The 16,517-nt window shown below is 61.1% G+C and carries 14 protein-coding genes, 1 tRNA gene and 2 pseudogenes; 10 read left to right on the top strand and 7 right to left on the bottom strand.

Annotation, left to right across the window (positions count from 1 at the left end; translation table 11 throughout):
- The 4 genes and pseudogenes from HBO05_RS28680 to HBO05_RS28665 form a co-directional block, all read left to right on the top strand.
- Window positions 1-743, top strand: a pseudogene (locus HBO05_RS28680) (hypothetical protein); the annotation flags it as partial.
- Between the two features lie 2 nt (window positions 744-745).
- Window positions 746-1,294, top strand: a complete 549-nt coding sequence (locus HBO05_RS28675) for a tail fiber assembly protein (RefSeq protein WP_172314970.1) — start codon at window positions 746-748, stop codon at window positions 1,292-1,294.
- A 62-nt stretch (window positions 1,295-1,356) separates the two neighbouring features.
- Window positions 1,357-1,890: a glycoside hydrolase family 19 protein gene (locus HBO05_RS28670; protein ID WP_172314968.1), complete on the top strand. Its 534-nt coding sequence runs from the start codon at window positions 1,357-1,359 to the stop codon at window positions 1,888-1,890.
- Entirely contained in the window at window positions 1,887-2,426 is a 540-nt protein-coding gene (locus tag HBO05_RS28665) for a lysis system i-spanin subunit Rz (protein WP_172314966.1), read from the top strand. The genes HBO05_RS28670 and HBO05_RS28665 overlap by 4 nt, the downstream gene beginning before the upstream one ends.
- Here the strand turns inward: HBO05_RS28665 and HBO05_RS28660 are convergent.
- The gene (locus HBO05_RS28660; protein WP_169872220.1) at window positions 2,374-2,727 is read right to left on the bottom strand and encodes a hypothetical protein; all 354 of its coding nucleotides are present in this window, start codon (window positions 2,725-2,727) and stop codon (window positions 2,374-2,376) included. The genes HBO05_RS28665 and HBO05_RS28660 overlap by 53 nt on opposite strands.
- Before the next feature lie 207 nt (window positions 2,728-2,934).
- Window positions 2,935-3,021, bottom strand: a tRNA-Leu gene (locus HBO05_RS28655).
- 302 nt (window positions 3,022-3,323) lie between these two features.
- Between HBO05_RS28655 and HBO05_RS28650 the strand changes: the two genes are divergently transcribed.
- Window positions 3,324-3,677 carry a hypothetical protein gene (locus tag HBO05_RS28650; protein WP_169957038.1) on the top strand — a complete coding sequence of 118 codons (354 nt, stop codon included), beginning with the start codon at window positions 3,324-3,326 and terminating at the stop codon, window positions 3,675-3,677.
- Between the two features lie 185 nt (window positions 3,678-3,862).
- Here HBO05_RS28650 and HBO05_RS28645 read toward each other — a convergent pair whose 3' ends face one another.
- Together HBO05_RS28645 and HBO05_RS28640 are read right to left on the bottom strand one after the other, a co-directional pair.
- Window positions 3,863-4,474 carry a TetR/AcrR family transcriptional regulator gene (locus HBO05_RS28645; RefSeq protein WP_169957039.1) on the bottom strand — a complete coding sequence of 204 codons (612 nt, stop codon included), beginning with the start codon at window positions 4,472-4,474 and terminating at the stop codon, window positions 3,863-3,865.
- A gap of 15 nt (window positions 4,475-4,489) precedes the next feature.
- Window positions 4,490-5,710, bottom strand: a complete 1,221-nt coding sequence (locus HBO05_RS28640; protein ID WP_169957040.1) for a multidrug effflux MFS transporter — start codon at window positions 5,708-5,710, stop codon at window positions 4,490-4,492.
- A gap of 259 nt (window positions 5,711-5,969) precedes the next feature.
- Between HBO05_RS28640 and HBO05_RS28635 the strand changes: the two genes are divergently transcribed.
- The 5 genes from HBO05_RS28635 (at window position 5,970) to HBO05_RS28615 (ending at window position 11,826) form a co-directional block, all read left to right on the top strand.
- Window positions 5,970-8,030, top strand: coding sequence for a TonB-dependent receptor (locus HBO05_RS28635; RefSeq protein WP_172314964.1), 2,061 nt, complete (start codon window positions 5,970-5,972; stop codon window positions 8,028-8,030).
- Window positions 8,031-8,181: 151 nt separating this feature from the next.
- Entirely contained in the window at window positions 8,182-9,393 is a 1,212-nt protein-coding gene (locus tag HBO05_RS28630; protein WP_170058018.1) for an EAL domain-containing response regulator, read from the top strand.
- A 55-nt stretch (window positions 9,394-9,448) separates the two neighbouring features.
- Window positions 9,449-9,928, top strand: a complete 480-nt coding sequence (locus tag HBO05_RS28625) for a VOC family protein (RefSeq protein WP_169957043.1) — start codon at window positions 9,449-9,451, stop codon at window positions 9,926-9,928.
- Between the two features lie 53 nt (window positions 9,929-9,981).
- On the top strand, window positions 9,982-10,542 hold the full coding sequence (locus HBO05_RS28620; protein WP_170043220.1) for a nucleotidyltransferase family protein: 561 nt from the start codon (window positions 9,982-9,984) through the stop codon (window positions 10,540-10,542).
- A 156-nt stretch (window positions 10,543-10,698) separates the two neighbouring features.
- Complete coding sequence (locus HBO05_RS28615; RefSeq protein ID WP_169957045.1) at window positions 10,699-11,826, top strand: GGDEF domain-containing protein; 1,128 nt, start codon at window positions 10,699-10,701, stop codon at window positions 11,824-11,826.
- Window positions 11,827-11,828: 2 nt separating this feature from the next.
- Here the strand turns inward: HBO05_RS28615 and HBO05_RS28610 are convergent.
- The 3 genes and pseudogenes from HBO05_RS28610 to HBO05_RS28600 all read right to left on the bottom strand — a co-directional run bounded on the left by HBO05_RS28610 (window position 11,829) and on the right by HBO05_RS28600 (window position 16,361).
- Window positions 11,829-14,015 (bottom strand): annotated as a pseudogene (locus tag HBO05_RS28610) (response regulator).
- A gap of 85 nt (window positions 14,016-14,100) precedes the next feature.
- Entirely contained in the window at window positions 14,101-14,952 is an 852-nt protein-coding gene (locus HBO05_RS28605; protein WP_169957046.1) for a CAP domain-containing protein, read from the bottom strand.
- Window positions 14,953-15,032: 80 nt separating this feature from the next.
- Window positions 15,033-16,361 carry an MFS transporter gene (locus HBO05_RS28600; RefSeq protein WP_090290982.1) on the bottom strand — a complete coding sequence of 443 codons (1,329 nt, stop codon included), beginning with the start codon at window positions 16,359-16,361 and terminating at the stop codon, window positions 15,033-15,035.
- Window positions 16,362-16,517 lie beyond the last annotated feature (156 nt).

Genomic DNA, 16,517 nt, shown 5'->3' with positions numbered 1-16,517 from the left:
CAGAAGGGACTGTGAGCGTGCAGAACGGGAGACCGACAGTAACGGGCGTCGGCACCAAGTTCTCGAACTGCCGTGCCGGGGATATGTTTGTCGGCCCTGACCAGGGCATCTATCAAGTGATCAACCCTGCAAGCGATACCTCGTTGTCGATCTCCCCGGCATACCGTGGTGCGGCCGTTGGCGGCGCCGGGTACGGGATCGTGCCTGTCAATGGCTATCCCAAAGCCCTGGCCGATGCCGTGAACCAAATGGTTCAACAGTGGGGTGCCACGCTCGCGGGCCTGGGTGATGTGTCCACTCAGGATGTCGTGCCGGTGGCCATGGGCGGTACCGGTGGCAGAAACCCTGCTGAGGGGCGCTCAGGCCTGGGGCTGGGTACTGCGGCAACAGCGGCGCTGACCGTGGGCAACGCCGATACCACGCCAGGACGGGTGTTGAAGACGTCTGACTTTGGTGTCGGCTCAGATAGCGTACAGATTGCCGATTGGAACGAGGCATACGACAATCTCGGCGGAGCATTCATTGCCGGTAATGCGGCTTTTCCGGGCGGTACCGGCGAGTCGATCAACGCCACCGGCATAAACCTGAGGCGTTCTGGTCGGGTAGGGGCCCAGATTATTGCCTACAACGGCGAAAACCAACTTTTGTTCCGCTCTACATACAACGGCTTCCTCCCCTGGGTGAAGGTGTACCACACCGGCAACACCACCCGCATGGCCGACAACACACTGAGAGCGATCTGATCATGGCAAGAGCAGCAATCAACGTTACTGGTGCGGGTGAAAAGTTTGATTTCGTCTCGCTCGGCGGGGCGGATGTGACCTGTTATCGCAAGGGCGTTGGCGTCTACTGCGTCACCGACACCCAGGGCATGGTCCCATTTCCGCCCATCGATCAGGGCTGGGGCTACGGGCTCCACCCAGCAGACAGCCCCGCCGAGGCGAACATCTCGTTTGAGGACGGCCTACTCACGGTCACTGTGACCAAAGAGGGCGAGCCGTACGATTTGAAGGTCATGATCACGCTGCACATCCTGGTGCCGGATCTTCCCCCACAGGAAGAGCTGCCGCCTCCGGCAATTGATCCTGTGGCGGCTGCACAGACCCAGATCGCGCACCTGCGAGCCGAGGCGGATTACGCAATTGCGCCACTTCAGGACGCCGTCGATATCGATGAAGGGACCGAGGCAGAGTTGGCGACCCTCAAGGCCTGGAAGAAATACCGCGTGGCCCTGAACCGCGTGCCTGATCAGGAAGGCTACCCGCTCGCTATTGATTGGCCCGCCGCGCCGTAGCATCGGCGCCGTAGTCGACCACACCCGCCATTGAGCGGGTTTATTTTTGCCAGGAGAGAGCTATGCCAATCACCGAGCAGCAGTTGCTGCGGATTCTCCCGAACGCCGGCCGCCAAGCCGGCGTTTTTGTTCCTGTGCTGAACACGGCCATGAGCAAATACGGAATTGTCACCATTGCTCGCATTGCGGCGTTCATCGCCCAGGTCGGGCATGAGTCGGGCCAGTTGCGCTATGTGCGGGAGATCTGGGGCCCCACGGCGCAGCAGGCCGGATATGAAGGCCGTGCTGACCTGGGCAACACCGTTAAAGGGGATGGCTCAAAGTACCGTGGCCGGGGGCTTATCCAGATCACTGGCCGGGCCAATTACGCGGCGTGCGGTGAGGCCTTGGGCCTGGACCTGATCAATCAGCCTGAGCTACTGGAGCAGCCGCAGCACGCTGCAATGTCGGCGGCTTGGTTCTGGTCGACGAAAGGCCTGAACACCCTGGCAGATAAGGGTGAGTTCGTGAAGATCACCCGCCGGGTCAATGGAGGGGTCAATGGCCTTGAGGATCGCCAGCGGCTTTACGTCCAGGCGCAGAAGGTGCTCGCATGACGCCCGGGCAGATCCTGGCCGTAATCCTGCTGGCGATGGCGATCAGCGCCGGCGGCACTTGGCAGGTTCAGGACTGGCGCATGGGCAAGAGGTTGGCCGAGCAGGCCGGCCTGCACCAGGGCGAGCTGGACAGGATCAGCGCGGTGGCCATCAAGCAAGTGCGCGACGAGCAGGACAGGCGCCTGGGCCTGGAGAAGACGCTGGCCACCTCCGACCAACAACACACCCGAGAACTTTCCGATGCTCAACGCAACCAGGCACTGCTGCGTGACCGCCTTGCTACTGCTGATGTGCGGCTGTCAGTCCTTCTCGACGCCACGGATTCAGCCAGTGGCTGCAACGTGCCTACCGCCCCCGGCGCCGTCGGCGTGGTTCATGCATCCCGTCGAGCCCAACTTGACCCAGCGCATGCTCAACGAATTGTCGCCATCACCGATGCCGGCGACCAAGGACTGATCGCGCTGCGGGCTTGCCAGGCGTATGTCAGGGCAATTGCTCCTGCTTCCGCTCCTGCAGCAGACGCTGGTTCTCCCTGAACAGGTAGTCGCACTGGCTGGAAACAAGCGACAAGCTGCGCACCTTGGTCCCTAGCACCGTTGTTTCCTCTTGGAGTCTGGCTATTTCTTCGAGCGCCTTCCTGAGCGATTCCTCTGCCTGAGCTTTTCCGGTGGCCAGATCGTCACTCAGTTGGACCAGGCCATGCACATTCGCCCGGGCCTTGCGCAGCTGGTGGTAGAGGGTGCTGATCTCATCTTCCAGCAGAGAGCAGTGGTGCTTGTGCATTTCGAGAGGCGTGGGGCATCCCAGCCACTCGCAGGTGTCTTCATCGATGTTCATGGTTGGTCAATCCGAGTACTGTATGCGTATACAGTAATCGAGGTTTGCAGGTTGTGCGATGTGAGGCGACGAGCTGTAGGGGATTTTGGTTTGGTGTTCGGTCGGCAGGACGCCGGGGAAAGGATAATTGCGGAACAGCTTATAAAATTGCGGAACAGAAAAGATAAGGGCCTGCATGAAGTTCATCATGCAAGCCCTTGATATCTATGGTGCCCGAACCCGGAATCGAACCGGGACGCCCTTACGAGCGGGGGATTTTAAGTCCCATGCGTCTACCAGTTTCGCCATTCGGGCGGCAGCGCGATGAAGCAACTCAATAGGCTTTGTCGAACAAAGCGCTTGAGCGGTGCAGCAGGCTAGGGAATATATAGATCCAGGCACCTTGGCGCAAGTTTGCATGTGCTCTTTTTCAGCTCGATCGGGCGTGTCAGCTTTGAAAAAAAGCCCGCTATATCAGTGATCTACATTTTCCCTGGAGGGGCATGCGACGCCCTGGCGCACTTTCAAGGCTGGCATCGCGCAGGCGTTGTAGCAGCTGTTTAGCGCATGGCATTGTGCGATCATCTACGTTTAGATCAATCGAGTAGGGTAGTGACATGCGCGTCATCACGGTGAGAACCAAAACGGAACTTGAATCTGCCAAGAATGCCGGTTACGAGCAGATCACTGTCCAAGGTGAGCTTGCAGACAAGCTCAAGTCGTCCAAGAAGATCGCGGTAGCGGGAACGATCACCGTTGGGTTGTTGACTGCCGCACTGGCGGCTGTGCCTTTTACCGGCGGGCTATCGATGGCGGCGGCTGCACCTATCGCGGCACTGACGGGACTTGAGATAGCAGCCATTATCGCTGCGGCGTCTCTTGGCTTAGGTCTGATCATCGCCCTGTTCAAAGGCTACGAGGAGATCTCCTTTGAGAAGGGAAAAATGGTCCTTAAAAAGAAACAGTCATGAGTGGTTTTATCGACGGCCCTCCGTACTTCTTCCGTTGCAAGAAGTGTGAGCACCGTTTCACTCGTGCGGTGCGGTTGGGGTTGTTGTGTCCCCAGTGTCATTCGATACGCATTGAACGAGACAGGCAGGTGAACAAGTAAACCGAGGGGGCTTGTGCGAGATGCTCGCCAAGCCCTGTCAGATACTTACCCACGCAACCGACGAATAATCTCAGCGTAACCCACCGCCCGTGACAACCGTTGCAGCGCCTCCAGTCGGCGCGAGTAGGCCTGTGCATCACCGTAGGTCAGCTCTACATGCAGGCTGTCGATCATCACCAGGTAGGCCTGCGCCAGTACTTCCCCGGTCTGTTCGTCTACGGCCGGATAGGCTTTGAGTAGCCCCTGCTGGAAGTGGCTGCGGATCATGGCCATATAGTCATTGAATCCGGACATGACCACGCCCCTCAGCGGCGCCGGTGGGTAAAACGCGGCCCTCAACAAGAACCGCAGGGATGCATGGGCGCTGTAGCGGCGCTGCAGGTTGTCGATGTAGACCTCGCCGGGGGCCTTGATCGAACGGGCGTTTTTTGCAAACTGGCTTTGCACGTAGTCGCGCTCGGCCTGCAAGGCAAGTTCGAGCACGACCCCGTAGAGCGCGTCCTTGCTGGCAAAGTGGGCGTACAGCGAGGCCTTCTTGATGCCCGCGCGTACGGCGATGTCATTCAGCGAGGCCGCGTCGTAACCGTGCTCGGCAAATTGGTCCAGCGCCAGGTACGCGATGCGTTCGGCGGCCGAGGTCAGGGTGTTGGATGTCATGGTGGGGTTCCTCAATCAGTGCCCGGTCAGGTCATAGGCTGCGCCTGCACCCCGGGGGAGGCTGAGCGTTGTCAGTAGGCAGGTCAGCAACGCACTGGCCAACAGCAGCGTGGCCCAGGCCACCGGTCCATGGTTCAGGGCCAATGCCGACAGCGGCGTTGCGCTGGCGGAGATCGACAGTTGGAACGCGCCCAGCAGTGCGGCAGTTGAGCCCAGCGCGCGTTTTTGCGAAGACATGACCAGCGACATCAGCGTGGATTCGGCGATGCCCAGGCCAAACAGGGCGATGGCCATGCCTGCCACTATACCGGGCAGGCCCAGGGTGGTCAGGGTGCAAACCACCGCGATTGCCGAACCTGCGGCCATGCACGTCACGCCGATCATCGACAGACGGTTCAAGCCCAGGCGGCTGACCAGCTTCCCGGCGCTCATCGCCCCGATCAGGATGGCTACGCCGGTCACGCCGAACAGCATGCCAAAGGCTTGCGGGCTCAGGCCGTAGGTCTGTTGGTAGACCAGGGTTGCGCCGCCGATGTAGGCAAACAGAAAGAAGAACACCGCGGCCACGGCGAGGGTCGGGCGCAGGAAGTGCCGGTCCCTGGCAATCGTCAGGTACGTCCGGCATGCGGCGCCCAGGCGCAGCGGTTCCCGGTGGCTGGCGGGCAGGGTTTCCGGCAGCGACAGCCAACTGTTGCCCAGCACTGCCAGGCCAAAGGCGGCGAGTACCAGCATCACCGCGCGCCAACCGTAGTGGGTATCGATCACCCCGCCCAGTGCCGGGGCGAAGATCGGCGCAACCCCTTCGATGGTCATCAGCAATGCAAAGAGCTTGGTCGCGGCTACGCCTTCGCTGACGTCCCGCACCATGCTCATGATCACCACCAGCGTCAGTGCGCTGCCAAGTCCCTGGACGAAGCGCAGGGCGATCAAGGTTTCAAGGGTTGGCGCCCACGCCGCACCCAACGAGCACAGGGTAAACACCACAAGGCCGGCCAGTAGGGGGCGGCGGCGTCCGTAGGCGTCGACGATGGGCCCGAAGATCAACTGGCCAGCGCCCATGGCCAGGAGGAAGAACGTCAGGGTCAACTGCACGCTGGCGAAGCTGCTCTGATACTCGCGGGCAATTTCGGGCAGGCTCGACAAGTACATATCGACAGCCGACGGGCCGAGGGCGCCGATCAGTCCCAGGCCGATAGCCAGCCTCAGGGGAACCCCGGGGGTGGGTTGCGAATTCATACAGACTCCAGATACTAAAACATCCTACCGGTCGGTAGGTTGTGCGGATGTTAACGGCACCTTTTAGATCGGTCAACAGGGCAGAGGCGCCATGAATCCGTGAGTATCGGTACCGATACAACGTGATCGATGCAAGTGAATGAGAGTCGTTATCAATTGTATTTCTTTAAATTCAAGATTGGATTAGACTCGCGCCCGCTGGGCACAAACAGCGTTCTGGGCATCAGAAAAAACAAAAACAGGCGTAGGGGAGCAGGGCGTGAATTTCAACAAAACGACAATGGCGGTGGCAGTGGGTTCGGCGATCTGCCTGTGCAACGCTGCGTGGGCCGCAGAACCTGCGAGTGCTCTGGAGATTGCGCCGATAACCGTCACCGGTGAAAAGATCAACCGTAGCCTGGAGCAGACCCAGTCCAGCGTGGTGGTGGTGACCGACCAGCAACTGCGTGAAAAGCACGACCGTGACCTGGTGGATGTGTTTGCGCGTACGCCAGGTGTGTACAACCAGTCCGGCAATGAAAACTGGGGGATTCGCGGCGTGCCCGTGTCCGGTTTCGACGACCAGGGCCCGGCCACGCTCAACGGTGCGGTGTCGGTATTCGTCGACGGCGCCGTGCAACCGAACCGCGCCCTGACCCTCAGCCCGATGCCGCTGTGGGACGTCGACCAGGTCGAAGTGTTCCTCGGCCCGCAATCCACCACCCAGGGCCGTAACTCGCTGGCCGGCGCGGTGGTGATCCAGACCCGCAACCCGACCTTCGAACCGAGTTTTTCCGCGCGCACCAACATGGGCACCTATGGCGAGCGCGGTGCAGCGGTGGCCGGTGGCGGCGCGCTGGTCGATGACAAGATCGCCGGGCGCATTGCCGTGGATTACCAGGAGGGCGATGGCTACATCGACAACGTCGCCCTGCATGACGACGCCAACCCTAACCGTACCGCCAATGCCCGGGGCAAGCTGCTGATCCTGCCCAACGACGATCTGGATGTGCTGCTGACCTACGCCCATGGCGAAAGCCGCAAGGGTGACAACTCGGCGATGCGCCAGAACGACAAGATCCGTTATTACAAGATGACGTCCAACACCAAGGCCTATGACAAGCTCGCGCAGGACACGCTCAGCGCCAAGGTGGACTACCGCCTGGACGACAACTGGTCGCTGACCAGCCTGACCGCCAATACCCGTTCCGACTATGACGCGCGCCTGGATTTCGACCAGTCCGCCGACGCCAACCAAGTGGTGTTGCGCACCCAGGATGGCGACCTGTTCAGCCAGGAACTGCGCCTGAACTACAGCGGCGACACGCTCAAGAGTTTTGTCGGCGCCTACTACGGCCACAACACCAACAACTTCCACGACCGCCTGTTGTTCAACAACGTCCTGTTCGGCACCGCCAAGGGCGAGACCACCATTGAAAGCAAGGCTGTGTTCGGTGAAATCAACTGGACATTCGCCCCGCAGTGGACCTTGATCACCGGCCTGCGCTACGACCACGAAACCAACGACACCCACATCAAACAGGACGATTTCTCCAGCCCTGGCAAGGTCAGCAAGTCGTTTGATGCGCTCCTGCCGAAACTGGGGCTCGATTACGAACTGGCCGCTAACCAGTACCTTGGCGTGATGGTGCAAAAAGGCTATCGCGGTGGTGGCGTCAACGTGCGTGCCGGTGGCGGCCACGAAGGCTACGACCCGGAATACACCACCAACTACGAGCTGTCCTACCGTGGCTCGTTCTTCGACAAAACCCTGCGGACCCGTGCCAACCTGTACTACACCGACTGGAAAGACCAGCAGGTCAGCGTGCTCGAGCGCAACACCGACTTCGTCCAGGTGTTCAACGCCGGCAGCAGCGATATCAAGGGCCTGGAAGTGTTTGTCGAGAAAGACCTTGGCGCGCAGTTGACCCTGACTGCCGGTGGCTCGATCACCGCAGGCAAGTACAAGGACTTCGTGACCGGTGATGGCCGCGATATGAGCGGCGAGGACTTCCTCTATTCGCCCAAGTACAAATTGTCCCTGGGCGGCCTCTACCGCTGGAACGAGCGCCTGACCCTGAACACCGACCTGGTGTACCAGAGCACCGCGCCGTCGGAGTATGAGTTCGATACTGCAGGCAAAGTCACGGGCGAGCGCCGCAGCGACAACTACTGGCTGGTCAACTTCAACACCGAGTACAAAGTCACCAAGAATGTCGCGCTCTCCGGCTTCGTGAAAAACGCCTTCGACAAGGAATACATCACCAACAACCGCAGCGGCGATATCGTCGATGTGGGCGCACCGCGCACAGTGGGCCTGGCGTTGCGCTACGACCTGTAGGGTCATGATTCGCTGGCCAGTCAACTCCCACAGTTGATTGGCGGCGTTTTCAAACCATGGATTTTTCGCTTTCCATTTAAGAGCTTTCCTAAATACGTCGGTAGGAGATGTCGTGAGAATGAGCGCACTTCTATCTCATCTGTGATGTGTCATGTCCTTTCTACCGATTCGTGTTCTGGTCCTCGAAGAGCACCCCTTCAAGCAGCTCGTTGCCATTCAGGCCTTCAAGGACGCCGGCTGTGACAGCGTGGAGGGCGTGGCCGACGTAAAGGCTGCGCTGCAGTTGCTGGACCACGCAGGACCGGTGGATATCGTGCTCTGTGCGTTGGACGAGGCGGGCATGCAGGGGCTCACTACGCTCGAATTGCTCAGCCGTACCCGCCGGGTCAAGTCGCTCATCATTTGCAGCGTGCTTGCCCCCGACCTGCAAGACGCCATCGACCGTATGGTCGGCATGCTGGGGGTCAGCGTCCTCGGGTATGTCGATGTGCCAGTGCGCGCAGGGGCGATCACCCCGCTGTTAAGCCGATACCTGGAAACCACTGTCGCCCCCGGGCATGCCGCTCAGAAGGCACGCCACACGCTCGCCAGCCAGGCCGGCCTGGAACAGGCCATTGCAGGGCATGAGCTCAAGGCGTTCTTTCAACCCAAGTTCAATTTGGCGAGCGGTGAAGTCGGCAGCCTTGAAGTGCTCGCGCGCTGGGAGCATCCGCAGTACGGCGTGCTATGCCCGGCGGATTTCCTGCCGCAGGTCAGCCAGTTCGGGCTGATGGACCCTTTGTTTTTTGCCCTGCTGGAACAGGCGTTGGCCTTTGTGCAAACGGCGCAGGCACAAGGGCACGTGCTGTCCCTGGCGTTTAATCTGGAGGCCGAGCAACTGTCTAATGAGTCACTGCTGCCACAGCTGTGCAAGGCGCTGGAGCGCTACGCCATACCTGCGTCGCGCCTGACTTTCGAAATCACCGAAAGCGGCCTGCTGGAAGTCTCTCCCAGGGTGCTCGAAACCTTGATCCGCCTGCGGATGATGGGGGCCGGCCTGTCCATCGATGACTTTGGTATCGGCTACTCCTCACTGGAGCGCCTGTGCCAGTTACCGTTCACCGAAATCAAGCTCGATGCGCGCTTCGTTCGCGACCTTGACCGCAGCCCTCGTAACCGTGCGGTGATCAGCAGCACCCTGGCCTTGGCTGAAGCGCTGGATATGGCGGTCGTGGTCGAAGGCGTAGAGCACGAAAGCCAGCGCCAACGCTTGCTCAAGTTGGGTTGCCATCAGGGCCAGGGCTATCTCTGCGCGCGGCCCATGAGCGCCGCACGTGCGCTCTCGTGGCTGGAGATGAGGTCGGCGTCACGCAGCACGCGCTGATGTTGGAAAACAGGGGCTAGACTCAAGGGCTCACTTTCCTTTTTGGAGACTCCAGATGCCCCATAAAAACACCATCTGCCTCTGGTTCGACGGCGCCGCACTGGAGGCTGCCAGGTTCTACGCCGCCACATTCCCGGACAGCACAGTCGAGGCCGTACACAAGGCGCCGGGCGACTATCCCGCGGGCAAGCAGGGCGATGTGCTGACCGTGGAGTTCACCGTCATGGGCATCCCATGCCTGGGCCTCAATGGCGGATCGGGTGTCCAGCACAACCAGGCGTTTTCATTCCAGGTGGCCACTGACGACCAGGCTGAGACGGATCGCCTGTGGCAGGCGATTGTCGGCAATGGCGGCGAGGAAGTTGCCTGTGGCTGGTGCCGCGACAAGTGGGGCCTTTCCTGGCAAATCACCCCGCGCATGCTCATGGCGGCGATCATCCATCCCGACCCCGCGGCGGCCAAGCGTGCATTCGGTGCAATGATGGGCATGGTGAAAATCGACATCGCGGGCATCGAGGCGGCGCTCAAGGGTTGACGAAACCCTGGTATAACGTGCGTTTTCAATACAGGAACGGCAAGGGAATGCAGATGAAACTGACTGCCCAGAGGCTGGTCGAGCTGGCGATGGCCAACCCCATCAACGCTCAATTGACCGCGCGTCTGCCAGCCCTTGGCCTGGACCAATGCCTGTTGACGGCGGGTTGCCTGTTCCAGGCGGTATGGAATCATCAGGCCGGGCTCAGCCCCGATTGGGGGGTGAAGGATTACGACGTGTTCTACTTTGACACCGATATGTCCTGGGAAGCCGAGAATGAGGTGATTGAGCGCGCCAGCGAACTCTTGCGCGACCTGGATGCGAATATTGAAGTGAGGAACCAGGCGCGCGTGCACCTGTGGTATCCGCAGCGGTTCGGCATGCCTTACCCGCAGTTGCACACAGCCCGTGGCGGGGTGGATCGCTACCTGGTGGCGGGTACCTGTATCGCCTTGGCCGTGGACACTGGCGAAATCTATGCGCCCTACGGCCTGGCCGACATCGGGCAGGGAATACTTCGACTCAACCCCATCACCCCGCAGCCAGAGCTGTTCGAGCACAAGGCCAAGAGCTATCAGGCTCGTTGGCCATGGCTCAGGATTGAAGCCCCATAGACTAAACAGCGAAACCTGGCTTGCCAGTGATGGTGATAATCCAAAGGCTTTAACACCGGTGTTTGCCGCGACACAGGCAGGTGATTTTGCTGTTCTGCGTGCTGGCAGGGTGCCACAATGCCATTTTGTCGCAGCACTAGGGATCAGGCGAATCAAATGAATGGCCTTGGGCGTGAGCAGGACCAGGATTTGTTTATCGAAGAGCAGGTGCGTACCGACCGCTTGCATCAGCTGTTTCGCCAATCCTTTTCTGCGGTTTTTGGCAGCTATCTGGCCGCTGGCATGCTGTGCTGGCTGTGCTGGGACCGGCTTGAACCGCGCCTGATGATCGGCTGGCTGGCATTGCTGGCCGGCTCGTCGCTGCTGCGTTTGTCGATGTTCCTCCAGTATTTTCGCAGCCCCAAAAATGAGCGCACGCCGCAACGTTGGGAGCGGCATTATTGGCTCACCCTGGTGCTGTCGGCTGGAATCTGGGGGCTGGGCGCCTTTGCGGTGATGCCCGCCGATGACCGGTTGACCCAGGCGCTGGTCATGCTCTTTGCCGTGGGCATGTCGGTCAGCGCGGTCTCGTGCTACTCGGCCTATCGGTACATGACCATAGTGTCCATGGCCCTGGTGTTGTTGCCCTGTACCCTGTGGCTGCTGCTTCAACCGTCCAAGATGCAGACGGGCATGGCGGTCGCGGTGCTAGTGTTCTCGTCATTTGTCGTGGGCGCCTCGCGCAAGTTGTCGCAGGCACTGGAGACGGCGTTTCGCCTGACCCGCGAAATAGAGCGGGCCCACAGTATTTCAACGCGCGCCGCCCAGACCGACGAACTCACCGGGCTGATGAACCGCCGGGCGTTTTTCGAGCAGGCCCAGGTGCTGTACGACCAATGCAAGCGTACGCACCAGCCACTGAGCGCGCTGATGCTGGATATGGATCACTTCAAGACGATCAACGATACCTACGGCCACCAGGCCGGAGACCGGGTGTTACGGCAGATTGGCCAGGTGATCAGGGCGTCGTTCCGCCAGGCTGACGTGTACGGGCGCCTGGGGGGCGAGGAGTTTGCGGTGTTGTTGCCAGACACCACCCTGGAAGTGGCCCGGGAGATCGGCGAGCAACTGATCCTGGCCATTGCGGGCCTGACTACCGACCCTGGGCTGGACCTGACCGCGAGCCTGGGCGTGGCCTCGACCCATGCCGTGGGTGACGACTTGCAGCATTTACTGAACAGCGCCGACAAGGCCCTGTACCGCGCCAAGGCCATGGGGCGCAACCAGGTGGCGGTCGCGTCCTAGCCTTAATCCTTGCCCATCGCCCTGGCCAACACTCGTGAAATCTGGTCGGCGGAGTAGGGCTTGGCCAGGAACTCAAAGCCGTCATAGCCGGACTTGGCCAGCTCTTCGCTGTAACCGGAGGTGAGGATCACTGGCAGCTCGGGCCGGCGCCGGCGCAATTCCCTGGCCAACGCCACGCCGCCCATGCCTGGCATCACCACGTCGGAAAACACCCCGTCGAACGCCCGGGCATCCGGGCCGATCATCTCCAGGGCTTCTTCGGCATGGGTGGCCCACACCGTCTGGTAGCCCAGGTCCTGCAGGATCTGGTTGGCGAAGCGGCCCACTTCCAGGTTGTCTTCCACGATCAGGATGCGCCGGCGCACGGCGTCCGGGTCCAGTTCCAGGGGGGGCTGGAGGGTGCAGTCGTGGATCGCTTCGGGCTCCACCTGCGGCAGGTACAAGGTAAACACGGTGCCTTTGCCGAGCACACTGGCGACATCGACGTTGCCTCCCGATTGCTTGGCGAACCCGAATACCTGCGACAACCCAAGCCCGGTACCTTTGCCAACCTCCTTGGTGGTGAAGAACGGCTCGAAGATGCGTTCAAAGGTCGCCCCGGCAATCCCGCTGCCGGTGTCCGCCAGGGAGATCGCGACAAAGGCTTTGCTCGAGCCGCCATGCCCGCGTATGCACGGCAGCGGCTGGTCTCTTTCCAGGCGCAGCACCAGCGTGCCCTAGCCGTCCATCGCGTCCCGGGCGTTGAGGGCGATGTTGATCAGGGCGGTTTCAAACTGGCTGGAGTCCGCGCAGACATAACAGGCCAGTTCAGGCAGTTCGACGCTGACATGGATCCGCGCGCCGGTGACCGTCTCCAACATGTCGCCGATGTTCTTTACGCGCACGCCGACATTGAACACTTGCGGGTTCAGCGGTTGGCGCCGGGCAAAGGCGAGCAATTGGCTGGTCAGCTTGCTGGCACGCTCTACGGTATCGGTCACGGCACTCATATAACGCTGGCGGCGTTCTTCGGGCAGGTTGGGCATGCGCAGGAAGTCGACCGAGGAGCGAATGATCGTCAGCAGGTTGTTGAAGTCGTGGGCCACACCACCGGTCAACTGGCCAATGGCTTCCAGCTTTTGCGACTGACGCAACGCCGCCTCAGTCTGGTTGAGCAGGGTGGTGCGTTCCACCACCCGCTGCTCCAGGGTCGCATTCAAATCGGCCAGCGCCGACAAGCCCTCGCGAACGATGGCATCGGCCCGCACCCGTTCGATATGGGCCCAGGAGCGTTCGGTGACTTCACCCAGCAGCGCCAGGTCGTAGGAAGACCAGCGGCGCGGGATGCGGTCGTGAATGGCCATCAGCGCGGTCAAGCGCCCGGACTTGATCAAGGGCATGCAAATTGTCGCCGTCACGCCAATGGCCTGGAAGGTCGCGGCTTCCTCGGGCGTCAGTTCCGTCAGGTTGTCGTTGATGATCAACGGCTCGCCGGCCTGCAGGCGCTCGACCGCCAATTGGCCGAAGTCGGCCAGGCGGTAATTTCCGACGATGCTCGGCGAGCCTTCTGCGGCCCAGTTGTCGCGGATGGTAAAGCCGTCTTCATCGGCCTCCATGTCTGCATAAGCGCAGTTGGACAGGTTCAGGTGGGTCGCCAGGATCCGTGTGGTGGCGGCCATGATCGCCGCCGGATCGGTGGCATTGGCCACCCCATTGCTGATTGCATCCAGCACGGCGAGGCGGCGGGCCATGAACACGGAGTTGGTGGTTTCGGTGACGGTATCGAGAATGCCCACGACCGTGCCGCCGGCATCGCGGATCGGGCTGTAGCAAAAGGTGAAATAGGCCTGTTCCGGTGCGTCACCGCGCTCGATGATCAGCGGGAAATCTTCGATAAACGTAGCGTGCCCGGCAAATGCGGCGTCGGCGATCGGGCTGATCTGGCTCCAGGCTTCCTGCCAGATGGTACTAAAGGGCTGGCCCAGTGCGTCGGGCTTGTTACCGAGGATCGGCAGGAACGCGTCGTTGTACAGGGTAACCAAACCCGGCCCCCAGACCACCGCCTGGGGAAAATGCGAAGCAAGGCTCAGTGACACGGTGGTCTTGAGCACATCCGGCCATTGGTCCATTGGCCCCAGAGGGGTGCTGGCCCAGTCATGGCGGCGAACCCGTTCGGCCATTTCACCGCAGCCTTGTAGCCAGTCTGTCATCTACTCAACACCTAGTTCGTCCCACGCTGCGATATGGCACCGCAATATCAAACAACAGACCCGGGCAATGCCCGGCAGTTCAGCGCTACTGCACGCCTAGCAGCGCGGTCCAGTAAATTCCTGCGTCGCTTTTTGGATCCAGCCCATAGGCCGCGCCCAATTCGCGAAATTGCGGGTTCATCAGGTTGGCGCAATGCCCGGGGCTGGCGAGCCAGCCATCGACCACTTTGCGCGGCGTATCAAGGCCAGCGGCAATATTTTCGCCGATCTGCTGGGCGGCATAACCGGCCAGTTCCGCGCGGTCGCCCGGGGTTCGGCCGTCACGGTCCAGGTGGTCGAAGAAGTTATGGTTGGCCATGTTGCGTGCATGACTGTCGGCGGCGCTCGCCAGTTGCGCGTTCCAGGCCAGCGGGGTGGTGGCTGCGAAGGCCTTCTCGCCACATTGGCGCGGTTGCTTGCGGGCGGCGTTGACCATCTCCAGCAGCTGCGGGCCGGCCTCCTGGGAACTGGCCAGGCCCCGGCTCAACAGCGGGCGGGCAAGGACAATGCGCCAGTCCTGGCCATTGTTGCTGACGCCGATATCGACGAATTGTGGGTCCAGCACTACCCGGCAGAAACTCTCGCGCACCGCTTTCATCGCCGATTGCGCATCGCGCGGGCCGGACAGGCTGATCGCTTGCACATTCACCATCGGGTAGGCCGCCTGGGCCAGGTCCTGCTGCAAATCGCCGACATTATTGACCGGCAGCACCAGGCGCGGGTCGACCGCCAGCGGCGGCAACTCTTGGGAACCCTGGTCGGCGCAGCGCTGCAATTGGCTGCGGTACTGGTTGATCGAGTCGATCAATTGACTCTCTTCGCTCGCCGACGCCGTGGCGCAAAACGCCAGACTGGCGGCCAGCGTGGTAACACCCATCATCAATGACAGAACGCGCATGGACGTTTCCCTTGAGCATGAAAGTGCCCATGATGCGCGATCAAGGGGCGCAGATGCACCCCTTGGACAACATTTTGCCCCTAGTTCTTGAATGCCGAGTGCTTGCGGCCCTGGTCACACAGGGCAAACACCACCACCAGCACCGAGGCGATGGCGAGGATGATCACCACGCCATCCGTCGAGTGTGTGGTCGAGGCGGCCACCATCGACAAGGCACCCAGCGGCGCCAGGCCACCGGCGATGGCCGTACCGATTTCACGCCCGGTACCGAAGCCTGAAGAGCGGGTCTGGGTCGGGAACTGGCGGCTGAGGAACGAACCCTGTGGCGCGAACATCATGGGGGCGAGGATCCCGGTGCCGATCCCGATGGCCAGGTAGATCATCAGGCTTTCCCCGGTGTTCAGCAGCGCCAGGAACGGGTAGGCGAACAGCAGCGACAGCACGCCGCCCAGCACCAGTACCGACTTGCTGCTCCACTTGTCACACAGCCAGCCGAAGCACGGCACGGCGACAATCGCCACCAGGCTGGCGATGGTCACCGACAGCGAAGTGACGTGCACATCCACACCCTTGAACTGGGTGAGGTAGGCCAGGGAGAAGGTCTTGAAGATGTAGCTGAGGGCGTTGTAGCCAATTGCCACGAAGAACACCACCGCGAGGCCCTTGAGGTCGTTCTTGAACAGTGCCTTGAGCGGCGAGACCTTGGCCTTGGCCGGCTCCTTGCTCAGCTCCTTGAACTCCGGGGTTTCCGGGATACTGTTACGTACCCACAGGCCCACGCCCACCAGGGCGATGCTGCAGATAAACGGGATGCGCCAGCCGCCGGCCAGCAGGAACTCATTGCCATTGATGGTCAGCAGGTACACGGTCAGCGATGACAGCAGCAGGCCCAGGTTCAAGCCCAGCGCCGGCCAGGCACCCTGGCTGCCGCGCTTGCCTTCTGACGCATGCTCGTAGGACGTGACTGCCGCGCCCGACAACTCGGCGCCGGCACCCAGGCCCTGGATGATACGGATAAACACCAGAATGATCGGCGCCCAGATACCAATCGAGGCGTAGCTGGGGATCAGGCCGATCAGCGTGGTGCACACGCCCATCATGCAGAAGGTCAACACCAGCACATGTTTACGACCGAACTTGTCACCCAGGTAGCCGAACAGAATGCCGCCGAAAGGGCGGGCGATGAAGCCGATGGCGAAGGTGGAGAACGCCATCAGGGTCGCGGTCTTCGGGTCGCTGTTATCAAAGAAGATCTTCGAAAAGACAATCGCCGCCATGGTTGCGTAGAGGTAGAAGTCGTACCACTCCAGCATCGAACCGAAGATCGTGGCGGCAGCGACCTTGCGCAGGCGCTTCTTGGTTTGTGCCGGGGTTTCCACCGTGGCGGGGTTGTGGGCTTTTGCCGTCATGCTGTACTTCCTTCTCAGTCATTATATTTATTAGGGTGTTGCGAACGCGCTCAAATGTGGGAGCTGTCGAGCCTTGGCGAGGCTGCGATGGCGGTGGCTCAGGCGATATATTGGTTGCCTGTGCCGCCGCCATCGCAGTCTCGCGGGGCGAGACAG

This window comes from Pseudomonas sp. WS 5079, from assembly GCF_012985465.1.
Lineage (GTDB): Bacteria > Pseudomonadota > Gammaproteobacteria > Pseudomonadales > Pseudomonadaceae > Aquipseudomonas.
This window is presented reverse-complemented; position numbering and strand designations above follow the sequence as displayed.

Coding starts and splice junctions, on each gene's coding strand:
- HBO05_RS28660 (WP_169872220.1), bottom strand. CDS start 2,727: ATGAACATCGATGAAGACACCTGCGAGTGGCTGGGATGCCCCACGCCT.
- HBO05_RS28630 (WP_170058018.1), top strand. CDS start 8,182: ATGTCCTTTCTACCGATTCGTGTTCTGGTCCTCGAAGAGCACCCCTTC.
- HBO05_RS28650 (WP_169957038.1), top strand. CDS start 3,324: ATGCGCGTCATCACGGTGAGAACCAAAACGGAACTTGAATCTGCCAAG.
- HBO05_RS28665 (WP_172314966.1), top strand. CDS start 1,887: ATGACGCCCGGGCAGATCCTGGCCGTAATCCTGCTGGCGATGGCGATC.
- HBO05_RS28675 (WP_172314970.1), top strand. CDS start 746: ATGGCAAGAGCAGCAATCAACGTTACTGGTGCGGGTGAAAAGTTTGAT.
- HBO05_RS28625 (WP_169957043.1), top strand. CDS start 9,449: ATGCCCCATAAAAACACCATCTGCCTCTGGTTCGACGGCGCCGCACTG.
- HBO05_RS28605 (WP_169957046.1), bottom strand. CDS start 14,952: ATGCGCGTTCTGTCATTGATGATGGGTGTTACCACGCTGGCCGCCAGT.
- HBO05_RS28640 (WP_169957040.1), bottom strand. CDS start 5,710: ATGAATTCGCAACCCACCCCCGGGGTTCCCCTGAGGCTGGCTATCGGC.
- HBO05_RS28600 (WP_090290982.1), bottom strand. CDS start 16,361: ATGACGGCAAAAGCCCACAACCCCGCCACGGTGGAAACCCCGGCACAA.
- HBO05_RS28670 (WP_172314968.1), top strand. CDS start 1,357: ATGCCAATCACCGAGCAGCAGTTGCTGCGGATTCTCCCGAACGCCGGC.
- HBO05_RS28620 (WP_170043220.1), top strand. CDS start 9,982: ATGAAACTGACTGCCCAGAGGCTGGTCGAGCTGGCGATGGCCAACCCC.
- HBO05_RS28645 (WP_169957039.1), bottom strand. CDS start 4,474: ATGACATCCAACACCCTGACCTCGGCCGCCGAACGCATCGCGTACCTG.
- HBO05_RS28615 (WP_169957045.1), top strand. CDS start 10,699: ATGAATGGCCTTGGGCGTGAGCAGGACCAGGATTTGTTTATCGAAGAG.